Origin of the sequence: Haloarcula sebkhae (assembly GCF_014647415.1) — an archaeon.
Taxonomy (GTDB): domain Archaea; phylum Halobacteriota; class Halobacteria; order Halobacteriales; family Haloarculaceae; genus Haloarcula; species Haloarcula sebkhae.
Window position 1 is genome coordinate 117,638 of sequence record NZ_BMPD01000005.1, and the last position, 17,338, is coordinate 134,975.

A 17,338-nucleotide genomic window follows, 5' to 3' on the forward strand; every position below is an offset into this window, starting at 1 on the left:
TAGCCCTTCGACCGGACTCACGGAATCTCATACAGAATCTCGCCGAGAACGGGGGAATCGTCCCGCCGATCTGATCGAGTTCTTTGTACAGGATGTCGAACACGCGTTGCTCTGGATATCCGGTCGTGCTGATCCAGTTGCGCTCAGCCAAGCGGTGAAGTTGAGAGAGGCAGTGTCAATCAACTGCTCGACGGCACATGGTACCCAAGATTGTCCGACGGGAATTTTCTATCAGACGAGATTATTCTATACCGAGAGGTAGGTGAGCAAGCGATTCGATAAAGTGACTATCAATATAGTATCTCGATTTTTCAGACACTATCTATATAGTAATAATGTCCTTGTGCACGATTCGTTTGGTGTCCATATGCGCAATACCGGCGACCAGGGGTCAGCGGCCGAGGCAAACCAGCCAGTCGATGGTGGTGGATACGGGCCGGCAAGCCCATCGGAGACGGATGGGACGTCACAGAAGAAAAGCCTCGGTGTTGATCTATGCCTGAGTCATCCGGAGCTGATTCTGACGGAGGCAATCGAGAGCAGTCCGGACGTGACAGTCCGTCCGGAGCAAATGGTCAGCGACGGTACGTCGAGTTTTCTGGTGATAGAGGCCGCAGGTGAGACACTCGACCAGTTCGAAACAGCACTGGCGAGGGATAGCACAGTGTGTGACCTCATCGTGTTAGACTGGACGGAAACGAATCGCGTCTATCGCGTCGAGGTGGCCGACAGCGCCGTCTGGGTCATGCCCTCGCTCGTCCGTGCTGGTGGCCGTGCGCTCGACATCGAGGGGACAGGTGGACAGTGGCTGGTACACGCACAGTTTCGGTCGCGGGCAGCACTGTCGCAGTTTCGATCCGAGTGCGCTGAACGGAATATCACATTTAGACTTGACCGACTGTACTGGACCTCCGAAGAAGCAAACGCCGGTGCATGTGGGCTGACCGCAGATCAGCAAGTCGCACTCGAGACAGCACACAGAGAGGGGTATTTCGACGTGCCCCGTGGTATCTCACAGGCTGAGCTGGCGGACAAGCTCGATATTTCACCATCGGCGATGTCACAGCGGATTCGGCGCGGGATGGATCAGGTCGTTGGGTCAGAGCTCGGACTATCCGATGAGTAAGTAGTTGGGACGCGGAGGGAACTGTCGCTGAATTATCAGGCGTGCCTAGAGGTGACAAGGAGATTATGTGCCAAAAAGGATATTGTCCCGGTGTGACACTCGTACTGTATGAGACACCGTATCGTGAGCGGGATCTGCGCTTTACTCCTCCTCTTGACAGTCGCATCTGTCTCCGTAGGTGTCGCTTCCGCAGCGGACGCCGGGCAGTATGCTGAATACACAGCGACAGGCAACGAAACGGCGCCAGCGATCCAATCGGTTGAGCCCACACAGGCTGCTGCAGACGGGCCGAACGGAACCGCGTTCGTCTGGGAACGGATAGACGGTGAGCGGGTCGGCGGGTATCGGGTCGCAGTGACCGTTAGTTCGCCGCAAGAAAACCTCTCAGTCTGTGCGCATGCGAACGGGTCGTCAACCTGTACGTCGGTCGGCCCGAACGAAACTGCAGCCTTCACGACCCCCGGAACGGCGGGGCTTGATCACCTCTCTGTCTCGCTCTACAACACGAGCTCTAACACCACGCTAGATCGGCAGTCGGTGTCTCTACAGCCGATTCAGCGTGCCGGTGATATTGACGACGACGGGCTCAACAACAGCAACGAGGTCTCTCAGGGGACAAATCTCACTGATGCTGACACTGACGGCGACGGGCTGATGGATGGTGCGGAGGTTCACCAGCACGGGACGGATCCTACGGCCGCAGACACTGACGAAGACGGTGTTGCAGACAGGACTGAAATTCAACAGGGTACCGACCCGCGACAGGGTGACACGGACGGCGACGGGCTGTCGGACGAACGCGAACTGTCACTCGGGACGAATCCGACCGTCGTCGATACGGACGGCGATGGGCTGTCCGACCAGCGAGAGGCATCCGGCAAGACCGACCCGACCGACGCAGACACGGACGACGACGGCGTCGCCGACGGGCGGGAGCTGGAGGTCGGTACGAACCCGGTACAGGCTGACACTGATGCCGACGAGGTCGCCGACGGGCGAGAGTTGGCCATAGGCACGGACCCGACAGTCGCGGACACCGACGGAGATGGGGTAACAGACGGGAGAGAGCTTGAAGCGGGCACCGCGCCCACCGAGAGCGATACGGACAATGACGGCCTCAACGACGGAAAGGAACTGGCGGCTGGAATGTCCCCAACCACCGCCGACACGGACGGCGATGGTCTCAGCGACGGGCGCGAGATTTCAGACCTCGGAACGGACCCGCTCGCGGCCGATTCGGACGGTGACTTCCTGACTGATCGGCAGGAAGTCACCTGGGGAACGAATCCGAACAGCGTACTGACGCCAGCCTGGGTGACGAGCTCCCTTCTTGGGTTCCTCATCGGAATCGGGCTGACAGTCGTAGCGATCGGGCGCGGCTGGGTCACGGAGCTTACCGTGGCGGCCAGACTGTACATCTATCGCCGCCTCGAACTGGACCGAGAGGTAATTGAGGTCAACCATGAAATCGAGGCGACGGACAGGGTGGCCGAAGCTGACCAGCCAGACATCGACGCGGATACCGCCGCTGAAGCCTTCGAGCAGGCCGAAAAGGAACTCACCCCCGACGCACAGCTCGTGAAGCTGATGTTGCAAGTCGAGAATGGCCGTCTGCACCAGACCGACATCGTCGAGGCGACGGACTGGTCGAAAGCGAAGGTTAGCCGTCTCCTTTCGCGGATGGCCGATAACGACGAGATAGTAAAGATCCGGCTCGGAAGAGAGAACCTCATCTGTCTGGAGCGGGCAAAGCCCGCCGCGGCGAACTCGCCACATACGGGCGATATCAAGCCGCCGACGCCCGGCGGATAAACCGGCTCACATCCCAGATAGCCGGTCGATAGTGGCATCACTGTTCACTACCGGCGCTTTTCAGGTGTGCCTCCGTCACCTGCAACTGTTCGCCCTGTCACAACAGTCGTAACTGAAGCCACACCGATAGCCGGCAGACATATGGAAGCGATAATTTCCGGCTTTTTGACCCTTCCATACCCAACAAACGGCAGAATTGGCCCGAGATACAACGCCTGACGCGACTGCACGTATGTATATTTGCAGATCTTATTTGCCGTTGTAGCGGTGAAACAATTTAGTATGCTGTGTGAAACAGCAGTGGAAAAGAGTTCTTGAGCCGAAACCTCGTCAAATATGCGTAACGCCTTTACAACGCCGTTTAATCGCGCGTTGGTCCCGGGTAAGTCGGCCATTATCCACCCGTTAAATCGGTGAAACAGCCGCAATCGGCGGAACAGTCGATCCGGTATATGTCGGTTGCTGGAAAAGGAACGAGCGAACATGTCGATAGCTGAAACGACTTCCGAACCCACGACAACTGAGGCCGAAGAGTCCGCGACAGAGGAGTCGTCTGCGGAGTCCACATCGGGCGACGAACTCACCCGCGACGACCTCTTCCACGTCCTCCAGTGTCGTCGACGCCGCCTGGTCCTCAAGTACCTCCACGAACACCCCGGCGACGAGCCGGCCGATATGAGCGACATCGCAGAACATATCGCGGCGCTGGAACATGACACGACGGTCGACTCGCTCCGCTCGAAACAGCGCCAGCGCGTCTACATCGCGCTATACCAGTCTCACCTCCCGAAGATGGACGACGCGGGCGTCATCAACTACAATCAGGATCGCGGACTCGTCGAAGCGACCGCACTCGCGGACTCTTTCGACGGGTATCTGGACGAGGAACCATCGCTCCTGTCGACGCCGGCTTCGGAGTCGACGCCGTCAGCCGGGCCCGTGACTGATCATAATCGGACAGGTACTCACACGTCAACCGACGAGCGCTGGGCGGGTCGGTATCTCGGGACTGCGTGTGCCGCACTGATTGCGGTTAGTGGACTCGCACTCAGCGGGATCACAGTGCCGGGCGTCGCAGTCGCGCTCGTCGTGAGCGTAGTGTTCGTAGCGCTGGCGCTGAGCCACAGGCTCTCACTGTCGGCACCACAGTCACCTGCTGACCGTCTACGGGCCGCTCTCAGCCAGAAATCGTAAGCTCGCACTGGACAGATGCGTACACACAGCGGTACGTTCGGAGGGCGATAACGAATGGCGCCGACAGTCGAACTCGATGCAACACTCGACGCCGGAGAGACGACTGTGTCCCCAGACCAGACCGGCCTCGCTGACGCGACGCTATTCGATCTTCTCGGTGACGAGCGCCGCCGCACATGTTTGCACTGTCTTGCTGAACACGAGACAGTGCTATCTGTAAGCACTCTAAGTGAACAGGTGACGCGCGCGATCGCTGATACAGAGACTGAAAGTGGGACTCTACGACAGCATGTACATTTCACTCTGTCAGACACACCTGTCCAGACTCGACGCTGGCGGGCTAGTAGAGTACGAGCAAGACCGAAAGCGGATCAGGCATGGACCCGGATCGACACTATCAAGGCCCAATTCGACACGGCTTGCATAATCGAAGAACAGCCAAGCGAGAGTATTTGTGCCGAGACTATCGTACCAATTCTGACGGTGGTGATAGGCGCAGCCGCAATCGCGAATCCACCGGCAGCCAGAACGGCACTGCTTTTCGGACTCGTTGCGATTCAGCTTCCCGTACTCGTGCTTGCGTCCACATCCACGTCTACAATTAGTTATTAAGCCTGCCCGCGTACGGAAAGCGATAGCGACACCGAGCAGCGACAGGTCAGTAGTCACCTGCTACTACAGCGAGCGTTCCGCCAAACGGCCGCTGCGTGCTGGCGAGGGCTGCAGACGAGAGACCGGAGTGACTGTTGAGGCCCAGTTCCTGAGGTCAGGTTCGACGAACGGATCGATGCGAGCGGCCGACAGAAGTAGGCGTCTACCGGACAGATAGCGGGCGTAAAGAACCACATAATCAAACGGTGGGGAGACAGACGAAGTGTTATGACCGACTATGCCAGTATGCGAAAGGCAATCGAAGAGACCAAGGAATCGTTCGATGCGGTTGAACGGTTCCAACGTCGGTCAGTCCTCCGTCCCTGGTTAGACGTGCCGCTCCGAAACGAGGTCTGAGAGATTCGACGGCTGCATCTCGATCGGCCCATCAGTACTTATTCACGGTCGGGTTTCGGTGCTTGTCCATCATAATGCTCGGGGCCGCCGTTCGCTGGCCGGATGAAAATACACTTCACCCATCGGTGGAAAGCTGGTGGATATGTATCAGGCGGAGGCGCAGCCGTGTATATCGTAATCGTCGGTGCGGGCGAAGTCGGCTCGAACATCGCCGAGAGCCTCGCAGAAAGTCACGAAGTCGCCGTCGTAGATATCGATCCTGAGCGTGTGGAGAGCCTGATGTACGAGGCCGATGTGCTCGGTGTCGAAGGGGATGGTGCGGAACTCGACACGCTCGCGGAGGCCGGTATCGAGAAAGCCGACGTTCTCATCGCCAGTACCGACGACGACGAGACGAACATCGTCACCTGTGGGACGGCGGTAACGGCGGCCGACCCGTTCACCATTTCCCGCGTCAAGAGCGCGAAGTTCCTCCGGACCTGGGAGAAATCTGGGGGCGCATTCGGCGTGGACCACATGGTTGCGACGAACCTGCTCACTGCGGAGAATATCGCCCGCGTCATCGGGCTTCCCGGCGCGCGTGACGTGGAAACGTTCGTTGATGGGCAGGTCCAGATGGGAGAGTTCGGAGTGCGTGAGTCCAGTCCAATCGCGGACCAAACCGTCGCGGAGGCTGACCGCTACGAATCCCTGACCTTCGCTGCCGTATTGCGCGACGACGAGATCATTATCCCGCGCGGAGAGACGGTCATCAAGGCAGGCGACGATATCGTCGTCATCGGTAGCCGTGAGAGTGTCCGCCTGTTCGCGACCGAAATCGCGCCGGAGTCGGATGCGACACAGAACGTCCTCATCGTCGGCGGGAGCGATGTCGGCTATCATACCGCGCGACTGCTTCAGGATCGCGGCATCAAGCCGCGGCTCATCGAGCAGGACCACGACAGGGCGCGCGAACTCGCGGAGGATCTGCAGGGAACGACCGTGCTGGAGAGTGATGCAACGGACAGCGAATTCCTCGAACAGGAACACGTTTCAGACGCCGATGCCGTAGTTGCGACGCTTGACAGCGACGAAAAGAACCTCCTAGTGACATTGCTGGCCAAGCGACTCGGTGCAGAGCGAACCGTCGCCGTCGTCAACTCCGGCGAGTACGTCGACCTGTTCGAGGCCGTCGGCGTCGACGTGGCTGTCAATCCCCGAGAGACGACTGCCGAGGAGATTACGCGGTTCACCCGGGAGTACGACGCGACGAAGGTGGCTATCATCGAATCCGACCGCGCCGAGGTACTGGAAATCGAGGTCTCCGCCGACAGCGTCCTCGCCGGGCGACCGATCCAGGAGTCGGTACAGGAACTGCCGACCGGCGTTGTCATCGGAGCTATCAGTCGTGGCGGCGAACTGGTCATCCCCCGCGGTGACACCGTCATCGAACCCGGCGATCACGTCGTGGTGTTCGTTGAGGCCGACTGTCTGGAAGCGGTCAACGACAAATTGTAGCCGTTCCGAAGAAGCCGTGCCCAAGGGACTAAGCCTGGCTCCCGCCTCAGCTAGTGTATGGCTCCCGTTGCGGACCGTATCGTGCTCTCGTTTGCCCCCAGCACCGCCGATAGGGACCCGTGGTCAGGCGTCGATACCGAGTGGATAGTCGACGAACTCCGCGGGGACACCTATCAACAGTACCTCCGACGCGCCCATGGCGGAGCGGTGGCCGTCGGCGAGGAGTGGGCCGAGTTCGTGAGCTGTGGTTGTGCAACGCCACAGGACGTGGTGCTGCGCGTCGAACGCATCGAAGGCGGAGCGGCAGTCGGCGACGCGACGACGCTGGACGTTCATCCCCGTGACGACGCCGAGGCAGTGTCACAGTAGTCGGTTCTCGCTGTCGAGCATGCCTGTCCCTGCATAGCACGCCCGCTGCTACCGTCACGCCGGTCGGTATCGGGAGATATTGGGAGAAGGGAAAGGCTGATGCATACCACCAGCACATTCCGGACTATGCCACGCGATTCCTATCAGGAGGGACTGAACTCGCTCCGCGAGGACGTCCTTTATATGTCAGAGATCGTCCTCGAACGGCTCCGGCTCGGTCTCGACGCGCTCGAACAGAAAGACGAGGAGATGGCCCAGGAGGTCATCGAGGGCGACCACGAGATCAATCAGCTGTATCTCGACCTCGAACAGGACTGTATCGACCTGCTGGCGCTGCAACAGCCGGTTGCGTCCGACCTCCGCTTTATCGCCGCCTCGTTCAAGATCATCACCGATCTCGAACGGATCGGCGACCTCGCCACGAACCTCGGCGAGTACTCGCTCACTGCTGAACGCGATGTGTTCCCCGAGGTCGACATTCAGGATGTCGCCGACGTCACCATCGAGATGGTCGAAAACGCCATGGAAGCCTACAGCGATCAGGACGCCGACCAGTGCTATACCATCGCCGACATCGACGACGAGGTGGACGAACGGTGTGAGGCGGCCTCCGAGACGGTCGTGCGCGACCTCATCGAGCGCGAGATCGACGCTGACTCCAGCGAGGCCGATATCGAGCAACTGATGGCCGATGTGTCCCGCCTCCTGCTAACGATTCGGGACATCGAGCGGGTCGGAGACCACGCCGTCAACATCGCCGCGCGGACGCTGTACATGGTCGAGAACGACGACGACCTCATCTACTGAAGTACCTTTTTACTGCAGGGGGGGTTTCCTCGCGCCTGCGGCGCTGTGGAACCCCCTTTGCAAAAATCTACGCTAAAAACGACCTCCGAGTCGCGGCCAGGGCCGCGCTCGGAGCGAAACCGCGCTCGCTCCGCTCGCGCGGTATGCATCTCTGCAACGGTAACAGCCACGAAACCGCGACAGCCACACGCCTCCCCAACCGACTGCGTTGCTCGGCTCGCTTTGCTCGCCTGTGCGACTCGTCCCTCGCGCTTGCGACGCGGCCGTCGCCGCGACGGCGCACGCCCGAGACTGCTGTCGAGATCCGAGCGACCTACTGCGGCGTTTCGGGCGTGTCGTCACCCACCAGTCCCGAGTCAGTGATGCGGAACTGGGCCGTGTCGCCGGCCGGTTTGGCGCGGTGTTTCTCCAGCGTCGCGCGTCGGTTGCCGCCCCGGAACCGGTCAAGGCGGACGATTGCGCCCGACCAGTGGTTGAGGGTGTGGCCACCAAGCGCCGTCGAGCGGTCGCTGTCCGGGTCGGTGAACACCTGATTCGTGTACAGAACAGCGATGTCGTGTTTGCGGGCCAGCGAGAGCAGGTGGGTGATCTGGCGGGCCACGTCCCGCAGCGTCTCGCCGCCGTCCTCGTCGTCCCGGCGGAGTCGATAGAATCCGGTCGCACTGTCGAGAACGATGAGTTCGACCTCGGCGGCGAACTCAGCGGCATCCTGCACGGCCTCAGCCTGCTCGTCGTAATCCAGCGCCTCAGTGATGATGAGCCGGCCGGCGAGGTCGTCCACGGTCTGGGCCGTCCCGCGTGCGCGGCCTCTGGCGACCTGCTCCATCCGGTCTGCCGAGAGCCCTTCGGTGTCGATGTACAGCGCCGCGTCGCCGGCAGCGGCGACTTCCATCACCGCCGACAGCGCGAAATTGGTCTTCCCGGCCGCCGGCGGGCCGTACACTTGCGTGACCGCGCCGCGCTCCAGCCCACCACCCAGAAGGTCGTCGATCGCCTCACACCCGGTCGGGACGTACTCGCTCACAGGCAGGGGTTGGGCAGGTTCGGGTAAAAACACTGGTACCTGCAGGCACTGTTGTCAGCTGTCTGAAAGCCGCTCGGCCAGTGTCCACTCTGCGAAGGACACGTCGTCGATGTCGGCTGTTGCGAACCGCAGGTCTGTTCCCCATTTACGAGTGATGACGAGCGAGTCGGCGTCGAGGTCGTAGGATTCCAGTTCGTCCCAAGCATAGAATCGCCTGGCGACCGGCAGCCTGATTTCCAGACCGCGCTCGGTCGCCACGGCGGTTCGTGTCCCACCTGTCGAGAGGAGGACGAACCCGGACGGGAACAGCACCTGACCAGTGTACTGGAGCAGGGCGATATCGAACACCGCACCGACTGCGAAGCCAACAATCACGACGCAGGCGACAGCCCCGCCGATAAACAGCCGCCGCCGCTGTGCAGACTCGGGCCAGCTCGCTCGCCACCGCGTCAACTCCTCCGCCTCTGCGGTGACTGCGGCGGTGTACCGCGTCTGTGACATAACGGCGATAGCGACTCCGAGCAGAAAGGCCAGCAGGCCGAAGAAAAACGCCAGCACGCCACCGATACCACTCATTTCCAGCGACGCAAAGCCGACGGCGGCGTACCCAACTGCACTCGCCATCGGAAGCCAGCGTGTGCGAGTTGCGCCGAGTGTAACGGCTACTGTTGGTCGAGCGGATAGCACCAACACCGTTACGGCGGTCACAGCGGCGACCGTCCCGACCAGTCCGGTGTATAGTGCCCACGCTTCGGTAACGCCGACCCACTCCAGCCCCAGTACGACTGGCGGTGCCAGAAGCAATCCCAGATAGGCACCGCTGACACCACCGAATAGCGGGTCGGAGGCCGCCCCTGCTCCGTCAGTGCGAACCACCGGACGCATCACTAGCAGTCCAGTCAGCTATGATAAAAATCCTATCAAATATAATAGGGGACGGAGATACCTCCAACTGAACGTATCCAGAGGCGTCTGGCAAATAGCTGAGGTACAAACGTGGACCAACGGACTCCCATATCTGTAAGTAAGCGGCGGCCGAAATCAGGTCGTGATTGTCGTCGCCACCGAGGATTTCGAAGTGTACCACGGCGTCGTCAACGAGCTACGCGACCGCGGCGTAGAGTTCACGACTATCGAACCAGGCGACGAGTGGCCCGAAGAGGCGGACGTCGCGGTCATCGCGGCCGGGGAGTCGGTCGAAATCCCCGACAGCGTGGATGTCGTGCAGGCGGACCCGGATGCGCCGCGGCGGGCCGTCGAAACCGTTATTTCGGCGCTTCGCGGTGGCGACGGTCGAACTGTCATCGGTATCGATCCCGGCGAGCGACCGGGTGTCGCGATTCTCCACGGCGACATGGTCGTTGCAGCGTTTCAGGTGCCCGCGGCGGACATCACCGAAATCGTCCGCGAGGAAGTCGAAGACGCGGTCGACCCGGTCGTTCGCATCGGCGACGGCGCGCGGCTCGTCGGTGCGCGCATCATCGACGAGATACAGTCTGTGCCGGTGGAGCTGGTCGACGAAACGGGGACGACGCCGTATCTCGGTTCCGGCGCACGCGGGATGGGCGACGTGCTGGCCGCGGTCAACATTGCCCGCCTCGATGGCGAGGAAATCGAGAGTCGAACTATCGAGCCCACGACCGGCGAACTCCAGAAAATCAAGGATCGCTCGCGGGAGGCAAGCGAGACGAACCGGGCGATCAGCGAGGACCTCGCCCGGCAGGTCGCGACCGGCACGCTCACCGTCGAGGAGGCGCTAGCTGAACACGACAGCGACAGTCCGACCGCCGACGAGGGCGAACCCGACAACGGATAGCGCTACTCTCGGACCATCCGCTCGGCCCGCTGCATCACTTCGCGGACGGGGAGTCCGGTCGCGTCCGCGACGGCCGCGGCATCGTCGTACTCCGTGCTCACGTCGAACACTGTGCCGTCGGTGTCGCTTGCAATCTTGACCGTGACCTCGAACTGCTCGCCGTCGACGGAGAGTACGACCGTCTCGTACTCCCGGTCGGCGACCCAGCGATGACCGGCCCCGGACTCGCGCACGCCGAGCGTCCCGGTCGCTTCGGCGAGGCGGCGCGCGACCCGCTCGGCGTCTTCCGGCCTGCAGATGACCTTCACAATGTGGCCCGGCCGGGACTTCTTCATCGTCGTCGGCACTATCGACACGTCGCGAGCGCCGACCTCCGAAAGCGAGCGCTGGAGGTCGCCGAGCACCTCGGGCGGGACGTCGTCGACGTTCGTTTCGAGGACCGTGATTTCGTCGCGACGGAGCCGCCCCGCGCCGTCCCCGACCAGCGCCCGCAGGACGTTGGGGCGGTCGCTGAGGTCCCACCCGCCAGCGCCGTAGCCTGACACATCGATATCGAGCGGCGGGAGCGGCTCGGTCCCGTCGGCGATGTGTGCGAGAATCGCCGCCCCGGTCGGCGTCAGGACTTCCCTGTCGATAGGGCCACCCTGCAGCGACCAGTCGGCCTGCTCCGCGATCTCGACCACCGCGGGAGTCGGGACCGGGTAGGTACCGTGGCTCATCTCGACGGTCCCGCCGCCGGTCGACAGTGGCGTCGTCACGACCCGGTCCACGTCGAGATCATCGAGCAGGAGACAGACGCCGACGATGTCGGCGATGGCGTCGTCGGCCCCGACCTCGTGGAAGTGCGTGTCGTCGAGGTCCGTCCCGTGGACCGACGCCTCGGCCTCGCCGAGTATCTCGAAGATCGCTAGTGCATCCGCTCTGACGGCTGTCGGAAGATCCATTGCCTCGACGAGTTCGACGACCTCGGCGTACGTTCGGCTCGGCCCGTGGCCCTCAGCGTGGGTGTGGTCGTGGTCGCCGTGGGTATGAGCATGTGCGTCGTCGTCTCCGGTGTGGCTGTGTCCCTCATCGTGGTCGTGGGAGTGTGAACGCGAGTGATCGTCGTGAGCGTGGTCGTGGGACCCATCGCCGTCGCTAGCAGCGTCGGTCAGCAGTACCTCGACGCGCGTTGCAGCAATCCCGCAGCGATCAACCTCAGAAACGGCGTATTCAACGGGGAGGGCGTCCTCGACCGGCGATAGGGCCTCGCGGTCGGCCCCGGCGGCCAGTAGTGCCCCCAGCAGCATGTCGCCGGCGGCACCCATTCGGCCGTCGAAAGCGAGTGTTCGCATACACGGGGCGTCGCGCCCCGCGAGTAAAAGCCCTCATACTACGATTCCACTCGGGCGTCGCGACGACCGACGGATCAGGTCCGGCGGACGATATGGATATCGTAGGACTCGCCGTCCGTGACTTCGCCGATAGGGACGACGATGTCTTCGGTGTCGTCGCTGCCGAGGAACACGACGCTGGCGTCGACATCGCGGGCGGTTTGTCTGATCGTCGTCGACAGTTCGCTTGTCGAGTGGGCGCTCACGTCGTCGTAGCGGAGTTCGGAGTCGTCGGTCGCCTCCTCGATCTTGCGCCGGAGGTCGTCCGCGGCAGTTTCGGCGGCGAAGTCCTCGGTCGGGTCGACGCGACGGCGGCGCTCGGCGTAGTCGGCCCCGGTCGGGATGAACGCGACGGCGACGACGTCCTCGTCGAGGGCCGCGGCGTAGGAAACGGCACGGTCGAGCGCGGCGTCTGCGAGCGGTGACCCGTCGAAGGGAACGAGAAATACCATATCGGCGCTATCGCGGCCAGCCTTATGAAACGCGGCGATGGCGGCAGCCTGTGTTACCGCCGCCCTGGCCGGAGGGTATTAGCCCCTGCTGTGCGGTGTGTTATTAGGTGCCATATAAACCCGTCGCCGTGCGTCTTGCCCGCCGGTAGCATAAAGCATATCTCCGGGGCTACCCGAGTTCGTTGTAAGCAGGCTCTACTATGAACGAAGTCCAATTGGAAGTGGCGAAGGCGTACCCGAACGACTCGGGGCGCGGTATCGCCAGACTCGACCCCGACACGTTGCTGCACCTCAAACTCTCTCCCGGTGACATCATCGAGATCGAAGGGAGCGATACGACTGCGGCCAAGGTGTGGCGGGCTGACCGGCAGGACTGGAACACTGACACCGTCCGCATCGACGGCTTCACGCGCCAGAACGCCGACGTGGGTATCGGCGAGCGCGTCACCATCCGGAAGGCCGAGGCCGAGAAGGCCGACAAGCTCGTCCTCGCGCCGCCGGAGGAAGCGTCGGTCCAGTTCGGTTCCGACGCCGCTGGCATGGTCAAACGGCAGATACTGAAGCGGCCGGTCGTCGAGCGCGACATCGTCCCGGTGATGTCCTCGACGAACCACCCGTTCATGCGTTCGCCCGGGCAGGCCATCCCGCTCATCGCCGTCGAGACCGAGCCCGAGGGCGTCTGTCTCATCACCGAGGACACCGAGGTGGAACTCCGCGAGGAGCCCATCTCCGGCTTCGAGAAGACCGGCGGCGGCATCACCTACGAGGACATCGGCGGGTTGCAAAACGAGATCCAGCGTGTCCGCGAGATGGTCGAGCTGCCGATGAAACACCCCCAGATCTTCAAGAAGCTCGGCATCGAGCCGCCACAGGGGGTGTTGCTCCACGGGCCACCTGGGACTGGGAAGACCCTCCTCGCGAAAGCTGTCGCCAACGAGACCTCTGCTAGTTTCTTCTCTATCGCCGGCCCCGAGATCATCTCGAAGTACTACGGTGAGTCCGAACAGCAGTTACGCGAGATCTTCGAGGACGCGAGCGAGGAATCGCCCTCGATCATCTTCATCGACGAGCTGGACTCCATCGCGCCCAAGCGCGAAGACGTAACCGGCGAGGTCGAGCGCCGTGTCGTTGCCCAGCTACTGACGATGATGGACGGCCTCGAATCACGAGGGCAGGTCATCGTGATCGCCGCGACAAACCGTGTCGATAGCGTGGACCCGGCGCTCCGTCGCCCGGGCCGCTTCGACCGCGAAATCGAGATCGGCGTCCCGGACGAAGTGGGCCGCGAGGAGATCCTCCAGATTCACACCCGCGGGATGCCGCTGTCCGACGACGTGAACCTCGCCAAGCTGGCGACGGACACCCACGGCTTCGTCGGAGCCGACATCGAGAGTCTCACGAAGGAGGCCGCGATGAAGGCGCTCCGGCGCTACCTCCCAGAAATCGACCTCGACGAGGAGGACATCCCGCCGAGCCTCATCGACCGGATGATTATCAAGCGGGACGACTTCAAGGGCGCACTCAACGAGGTGAGTCCATCGGCGATGCGGGAGGTACTAGTCGAACTCCCGAAGATGTCCTGGGATAACGTTGGCGGGCTCAGCGGACCCAAAGAGCAGGTCCAGGAAGCCGTCGAGTGGCCGATGAACTCCCCGGAGAAGTTCGAGCGCATGGGCGTGACGCCGCCGTCGGGGGTGTTGCTGTACGGCCCACCTGGCACCGGGAAAACGCTCATGGCGAAAGCCGTCGCCAACGAGACTGACGCGAACTTCATCTCGGTCCGTGGCCCACAGCTGCTCTCGAAGTGGGTCGGCGAGAGCGAGAAGGCCATCCGGCAGACGTTCCGGAAGGCCCGTCAGGTCGCCCCGACCATCATCTTCTTCGACGAACTCGACTCGCTGGCACCGGGTCGGGGCGGCGAGATGGGGTCGAACGTCTCTGAGCGCGTCGTCAACCAACTCCTGACCGAACTTGACGGGCTGGAAGAGATGGAGGACGTGATGGTCATCGGCGCAACCAACCGGCCGGACATGATCGATCCGGCACTGATCCGTTCGGGTCGGTTCGACCGGCTGGTGATGATCGGCGAGCCCGATATCGAGGGCCGCGAGCAGATCCTGAAGATCCACACGGACGACACGCCGCTGTCGCCCGACGTGAGCCTGCGCGAACTGGCCGAAGTCAGCGATGGGTTCGTCGGCTCGGACCTCGAATCCATCGCCCGGGAAGCCGCCATCGAGGCACTCCGTGAGGACGACGACGCGGAGGAAGTCGAGATGCGCCACTTCCGGCAGGCGATGGACAGCGTGCGCCCGACCATCACCGACGACATCCGCGAGTACTACGAGCAGATGGAAGAGGAGTTCAGAGGCGGCTCCAGCCCGCAGCGGCAGGCCGGAAGCGGCGGCCGGATCGGCTTCCAGTAACTCCGACATTCTCGGTCCTGCTCCTCGCTGCGATTCGAGCGCGGTTTTTTCCGTTTTGCTGTTCCGATCAGCGATGTCCCTTCCGCCAGCTGCACAATACCCGTGTATAATTATTAGATAAACTATAAAACCGGTGCTTGTTTCTCCTTTCGAAGCCCCCTTTCGGGTCCCAAGTGTATAGGGGGTGATGTCGAACACTAACCGCGTTTACCGGCTAGCGAAGCGCCCCGAAGGGACCCCCGACCACGATACGTTCGAGCTTTCGGAGGAAGAGATACCGGAACCGGGGCCTGGCGAGGTGCTCATCAAGACGCTGTACCTCTCTGTCGACCCGTATATGCGCGATCGGATGCGTGACAGCGAATCGTACGAAGAGCCGTGGGACGTGGGCGACCCGCTCAAGGGTGCAGTCGTCGGTGAGGTCGTTGAATCTAACGGTGCACGCTTCGACGAAGGTGACGTCGTCACCGGCGAGCTAGAGTGGGCGGAGTACGCCACGGCACCTGGACCGGTACTTACGGAGGTCAACCCGGAACTCGCACCGATTTCGACGGCACTCGGCGTTCTAGGGATGCCAGGCCTGACAGCGTACTTCGGCACGCGTGAAGTCGCACAGCCGTCCGCCGGGGATACGTTCGTCGTCACTGGGGCTGCCGGAGCCGTCGGCTCCGTGGCAGGACAGCTCGCCAAGCTCCAGGGCGCACGCGTCGTCGGCTTCGCCGGCTCCGACGAGAAGGTCTCGTTCCTCGAAGACGACCTCGGCTTCGACGTGGGCATCAACTACAAGACGACCGACGACTACCAGGCCGCGCTGGACGAGGCCGCACCGGACGGCGTCGACGCTTACTTCGACAACGTCGGTGGACCGATTACCGACGCGGTGTTCACGCGACTCAACACCGACGCGCGCGTCGCCGTCTGCGGACAGATCTCGCTGTACAACAGCGAGGACGTACCGGTGGGGCCGCGCAAGCTGACACAGGTCATCCAGTCCCGGGCGACCGTCGAAGGCCTCCTTGTCTCCGACTTCGAGCCGCGGTTCGAGGAAGGAACGAAGCAGCTCGGTCAGTGGGTCGCGTCTGGCGACATCTCCTACCGAGAAACCGTCACCGAAGGCATCGAGAACGCGCCCGACGCGTTCCTCGGGCTGTTCGAGGGCGAGAACATCGGCAAGCAGCTCGTGCAGGTCGCCGAACGGTAGAAAAAAGCGAGTCTCAGGTTACAGTTCGCCGAGTTTGCGGAGGAGCTGGCCGCGGTACTCCTCGTCTGCCTGAACGCCTTTCAGTTCGAGTACGTTGCGCTCTAGCTTGTCGAGTGCGACGTTGAACGCCGTTTCGGCGCCGTAGCCTTCACCGGAGCCGGCCGCCTGGCCCTTGTTGGTCCGCAGGCGGATCTGGCACTGGATGAGCGGCGTGCCACGGAGCTTCTCCTTGTGCTCGTGGAACCGGACGTGGGCGTGCTGGACCTGCATCGCCCCGTACTTGTCCGCGACCGTCTCGATGTCCGACCGGATGTCGGCACGGGAGATCGTGTCCAGCAGCTTGATGTTCGTAATCTGAACGTCCATGTGTTCCTCCTCGGTGTAGGTCAGCGCGCGGAGCACGTCGGTTTTCGTGAGGATGCCGGCGACGTGGGTGTCGTCGTCTTCCGGCGTGACGACGAGCCCGGCGAAGTCGTTGTCGAGCATCCGCGCGACGGCGTCCTCGACGGAGTCGCCGAGCTTCGCCGTCTCGACAGGGCTGCTCATCACGTCGTAGACGGGCATGTCGAGCACGCGCTCAACCTCGCCGGAGCGGTCGCCCCGCGTCGTCTTGTTCATGTCACGGACGACGACGTCGACGATGTCGTGGCGCGTGACCATCCCAGTCAGGCCATCGTCGTCACCGAGCACCGGAAGCCGGGAGATGCCGTGTTTCCGGAGGAGATTGACGACTTGCCCGACGTTGGTGTCTTCGGACACCGTGATGACATCCCGCGTGTAGATGTCCTCGACGCTCAGCGCGTCGAGGTTGTCGAGAACCGCATCGAGGATATCGTCCTCGGTGACGATACCCCAGAGCCCGCCCGCCTCGAACACCGGCGCGAGCTTGACACCACCCTCGACGAGGACGCGCGCGACTTCGCGCACGTCGTCGGTGCGCTCGACCTTCGGTGCCGAGCGCGTCATCGCCCCCGCTTTCGCGTTGTCCTCGACATGGGACTGGACCAGCTGTTTCTGCGTGATAACGCCAGCGTAGTCACCGTCCTCCGTGACGATGATACCCTTGGGGTTCTCGCGTTCGAAGATAGACCGGACTTTCCCCAAGCGCTTGTTGGCGTCAACCTCGACAAATTCTCTGGTGGCGATATCAGCAATGTCCATCGTTCTTCACAGTTCGTAGATTCGACGTGTGGGGTTATCAAGGTTGGTTTAGTCCCCGGAAACCGAGAGACG

At 62.3% G+C, this 17,338-nt stretch carries 15 protein-coding genes and 1 pseudogene; 11 read left to right on the forward strand and 5 right to left on the reverse strand.

Annotated elements, in window-relative coordinates; translation table 11 throughout:
- The first annotated feature begins 367 nt into the window (after window positions 1-367).
- From IEY38_RS14850 to phoU, 8 genes and pseudogenes are all read left to right on the forward strand, one after another.
- A complete protein-coding gene (locus IEY38_RS14850; RefSeq protein WP_188979071.1) occupies window positions 368-1,126 on the forward strand; it encodes a helix-turn-helix domain-containing protein in 759 nt (252 codons plus the stop codon).
- A gap of 108 nt (window positions 1,127-1,234) precedes the next feature.
- The gene (locus IEY38_RS14855; protein WP_188979073.1) at window positions 1,235-2,938 is read left to right on the forward strand and encodes a helix-turn-helix transcriptional regulator; all 1,704 of its coding nucleotides are present in this window, start codon (window positions 1,235-1,237) and stop codon (window positions 2,936-2,938) included.
- Window positions 2,939-3,421: 483 nt separating this feature from the next.
- On the forward strand, window positions 3,422-4,132 hold the full coding sequence (locus IEY38_RS14860) for a DUF7344 domain-containing protein (protein WP_188979075.1): 711 nt from the start codon (window positions 3,422-3,424) through the stop codon (window positions 4,130-4,132).
- Window positions 4,133-4,186: 54 nt separating this feature from the next.
- Window positions 4,187-4,559: pseudogene (locus IEY38_RS21940) on the forward strand (DUF7344 domain-containing protein).
- Window positions 4,560-5,011: 452 nt separating this feature from the next.
- Window positions 5,012-5,140, forward strand: a complete 129-nt coding sequence (locus IEY38_RS21670; protein WP_268238774.1) for a hypothetical protein — start codon at window positions 5,012-5,014, stop codon at window positions 5,138-5,140.
- Window positions 5,141-5,305: 165 nt separating this feature from the next.
- Window positions 5,306-6,637 carry a Trk system potassium transporter TrkA gene (trkA, locus tag IEY38_RS14865; RefSeq protein WP_188979077.1) on the forward strand — a complete coding sequence of 444 codons (1,332 nt, stop codon included), beginning with the start codon at window positions 5,306-5,308 and terminating at the stop codon, window positions 6,635-6,637.
- Between the two features lie 57 nt (window positions 6,638-6,694).
- Complete coding sequence (locus tag IEY38_RS14870) at window positions 6,695-7,006, forward strand: hypothetical protein (RefSeq protein WP_188979079.1); 312 nt, start codon at window positions 6,695-6,697, stop codon at window positions 7,004-7,006.
- A gap of 126 nt (window positions 7,007-7,132) precedes the next feature.
- Window positions 7,133-7,813: a phosphate signaling complex protein PhoU gene (phoU, locus tag IEY38_RS14875; protein WP_188979081.1), complete on the forward strand. Its 681-nt coding sequence runs from the start codon at window positions 7,133-7,135 to the stop codon at window positions 7,811-7,813.
- Window positions 7,814-8,126: 313 nt separating this feature from the next.
- Here the strand turns inward: phoU and radB are convergent, their stop codons facing one another.
- Window positions 8,127-8,837, reverse strand: a complete 711-nt coding sequence (radB, locus tag IEY38_RS14880; RefSeq protein WP_188979083.1) for a DNA repair and recombination protein RadB — start codon at window positions 8,835-8,837, stop codon at window positions 8,127-8,129.
- Between the two features lie 54 nt (window positions 8,838-8,891).
- A complete protein-coding gene (locus IEY38_RS14885; RefSeq protein ID WP_188979085.1) occupies window positions 8,892-9,722 on the reverse strand; it encodes a hypothetical protein in 831 nt (276 codons plus the stop codon).
- A gap of 163 nt (window positions 9,723-9,885) precedes the next feature.
- On the opposite strand from IEY38_RS14885, the gene IEY38_RS14890 reads away from it, so the two are divergent.
- Entirely contained in the window at window positions 9,886-10,653 is a 768-nt protein-coding gene (locus tag IEY38_RS14890) for a hypothetical protein (RefSeq protein ID WP_188979087.1), read from the forward strand.
- A gap of 2 nt (window positions 10,654-10,655) precedes the next feature.
- On the opposite strand, the gene larC is transcribed toward IEY38_RS14890, so the two are convergent.
- Window positions 10,656-11,987, reverse strand: coding sequence for a nickel pincer cofactor biosynthesis protein LarC (gene larC / locus IEY38_RS14895; RefSeq protein ID WP_188979089.1), 1,332 nt, complete (start codon window positions 11,985-11,987; stop codon window positions 10,656-10,658).
- Between the two features lie 74 nt (window positions 11,988-12,061).
- Window positions 12,062-12,478: a universal stress protein gene (locus IEY38_RS14900; RefSeq protein WP_188979091.1), complete on the reverse strand. Its 417-nt coding sequence runs from the start codon at window positions 12,476-12,478 to the stop codon at window positions 12,062-12,064.
- A gap of 200 nt (window positions 12,479-12,678) precedes the next feature.
- Here IEY38_RS14900 and IEY38_RS14905 point away from each other — a divergent pair, with 200 nt between their 5' ends.
- Both IEY38_RS14905 and IEY38_RS14910 read left to right on the forward strand, forming a co-directional pair.
- A complete protein-coding gene (locus tag IEY38_RS14905; RefSeq protein WP_005538167.1) occupies window positions 12,679-14,904 on the forward strand; it encodes a CDC48 family AAA ATPase in 2,226 nt (741 codons plus the stop codon).
- Between the two features lie 187 nt (window positions 14,905-15,091).
- Window positions 15,092-16,105, forward strand: a complete 1,014-nt coding sequence (locus tag IEY38_RS14910; protein WP_188979093.1) for an NADP-dependent oxidoreductase — start codon at window positions 15,092-15,094, stop codon at window positions 16,103-16,105.
- 18 nt (window positions 16,106-16,123) lie between these two features.
- Here the strand turns inward: IEY38_RS14910 and IEY38_RS14915 are convergent, their stop codons facing one another.
- Window positions 16,124-17,266, reverse strand: coding sequence for a CBS domain-containing protein (locus IEY38_RS14915; RefSeq protein WP_188979101.1), 1,143 nt, complete (start codon window positions 17,264-17,266; stop codon window positions 16,124-16,126).
- Window positions 17,267-17,338 lie beyond the last annotated feature (72 nt).

Excerpts from the sequence above, each read along its gene's own strand:
- IEY38_RS14860 (WP_188979075.1), top strand. The coding sequence starts at position 3,422 with ATGTCGATAGCTGAAACGACTTCCGAACCCACGACAACTGAGGCCGAA.
- IEY38_RS21670 (WP_268238774.1), top strand. The coding sequence starts at position 5,012 with ATGACCGACTATGCCAGTATGCGAAAGGCAATCGAAGAGACCAAGGAA.
- IEY38_RS14870 (WP_188979079.1), top strand. The coding sequence starts at position 6,695 with ATGGCTCCCGTTGCGGACCGTATCGTGCTCTCGTTTGCCCCCAGCACC.
- IEY38_RS14885 (WP_188979085.1), bottom strand. The coding sequence starts at position 9,722 with ATGCGTCCGGTGGTTCGCACTGACGGAGCAGGGGCGGCCTCCGACCCG.
- IEY38_RS14915 (WP_188979101.1), bottom strand. The coding sequence starts at position 17,266 with ATGGACATTGCTGATATCGCCACCAGAGAATTTGTCGAGGTTGACGCC.
- IEY38_RS14905 (WP_005538167.1), top strand. The coding sequence starts at position 12,679 with ATGAACGAAGTCCAATTGGAAGTGGCGAAGGCGTACCCGAACGACTCG.
- IEY38_RS14900 (WP_188979091.1), bottom strand. The coding sequence starts at position 12,478 with ATGGTATTTCTCGTTCCCTTCGACGGGTCACCGCTCGCAGACGCCGCG.
- larC (WP_188979089.1), bottom strand. The coding sequence starts at position 11,987 with ATGCGAACACTCGCTTTCGACGGCCGAATGGGTGCCGCCGGCGACATG.
- IEY38_RS14855 (WP_188979073.1), top strand. The coding sequence starts at position 1,235 with ATGAGACACCGTATCGTGAGCGGGATCTGCGCTTTACTCCTCCTCTTG.
- IEY38_RS14910 (WP_188979093.1), top strand. The coding sequence starts at position 15,092 with ATGTCGAACACTAACCGCGTTTACCGGCTAGCGAAGCGCCCCGAAGGG.
- IEY38_RS14850 (WP_188979071.1), top strand. The coding sequence starts at position 368 with ATGCGCAATACCGGCGACCAGGGGTCAGCGGCCGAGGCAAACCAGCCA.
- phoU (WP_188979081.1), top strand. The coding sequence starts at position 7,133 with ATGCCACGCGATTCCTATCAGGAGGGACTGAACTCGCTCCGCGAGGAC.